Consider the following 1,196-nt stretch of genomic DNA (forward strand, 5'->3'; position numbering starts at 1 on the left):
CCCAAGTATTTGCATTACGATATCTTGGCTTTGATAAAATCTTTGTGCCTCTTTGAATTGTTCGGATAGTACTGAACCTTCTACATTGGCTTTTGTTTTTATGAAAAAAAAGCAAATCTTGTAAAGAGCTTTAGTGGCTAAAATCTTATTTGAGGCACACGTGTGAAGGCATTGTTCATAACTCTCTTATACAATATACGTTTTTGCATTTCGATAAGAAACTCTTCATTATTGCTTAAATTTCTGACCATTTGTAGCTTCGTATATTCATTTTGGAGTACCGCTGACATGTTTCTGATACGTGTTTGCAGCTCGAAAACTTCTCTCAGATCTTTTGTTTTATCTATATCTTTTAAGAAACCGGCAATTTGTGTAAAGCGGTTCTCTGCATCTTGGAAAGTTTGCAAACTTACAGCTTTATCGACAATTCCACTATATTGAAGACGCTTATTAAGCATATCGTATAGTATTTTATGTTCTATGTACGGGAGGATGACTCTCCACTCTTCTCCGTTAACTTCAGTTATAAGCTGTTCGAAATAAGGATGACCTTTGAAGTTTTTGCTATATAAACCCTTGTATGTTTTGTGGGTAGATGGGTAAAAAGGCGAATGTTTTAATAAAAATTTCGATAATTCTTCTCTTTTTATTTTTTTATTTCCTGTTATAGACTGATAGACTTTTTTCGTGTTTTCGATCTGGTCTTCGTTTGCTTTAATTTGTTGTTTTAACAAATCAATAATTTTCAGATATTCTGCTTCTGGAAAAGGGGGAGGAGTTTGGACAGTTGAACCTTGAGTTCCAGAACCCCAACTAAAGTTAGACGTTAGAGTTAAATTTATCATTCCCAAAAGGGTGATCATTCCCGCTATAATAAACCGCTTTTTCATCTGTCTCCTCGCTTAATTTCGGCAGGGATTGTTTTATTAATAGGCACACGGTTTCTATCATTTGGCTGTTTTAGCTTTGGTGCTAATGCACAAGCTGATAAAATGTTTGCAATCAAAATTACAAGAATGATCGACTTCATTTTAATGTGACTCTTTTTTACTATTATATGCATTCTGATGTTTGTTGTCATTATTATAATTTTGACACCAAAGTAAAGTGTATAGTTTGCGATAATTGATCTTTTCTTAATTTCATTTTTTAATTTATGAAAATAGCTCAATTTCAGTGCGAATATTTTTTACTGT

General features: G+C 32.9%; 2 protein-coding genes. Both read right to left on the reverse strand.

Annotated features, from left to right (window positions below):
- Positions 1–137 precede the first annotated feature (137 nt).
- Positions 138–890: a type IV secretion system protein gene (locus ACFIJR_RS09015; RefSeq protein WP_375652207.1), complete on the reverse strand. Its 753-nt coding sequence runs from the start codon at positions 888–890 to the stop codon at positions 138–140.
- On the reverse strand, positions 887–1,030 hold the full coding sequence (locus ACFIJR_RS09020; RefSeq protein ID WP_273791745.1) for a TrwH protein: 144 nt from the start codon (positions 1,028–1,030) through the stop codon (positions 887–889). The genes ACFIJR_RS09015 and ACFIJR_RS09020 overlap by 4 nt, the downstream gene beginning before the upstream one ends.
- Positions 1,031–1,196: the final 166 nt, after the last annotated feature.

The sequence above is a fragment of the Bartonella sp. OD88NMGDW genome (assembly GCF_042193775.1).
Lineage (GTDB): Bacteria > Pseudomonadota > Alphaproteobacteria > Rhizobiales > Rhizobiaceae > Bartonella > Bartonella grahamii.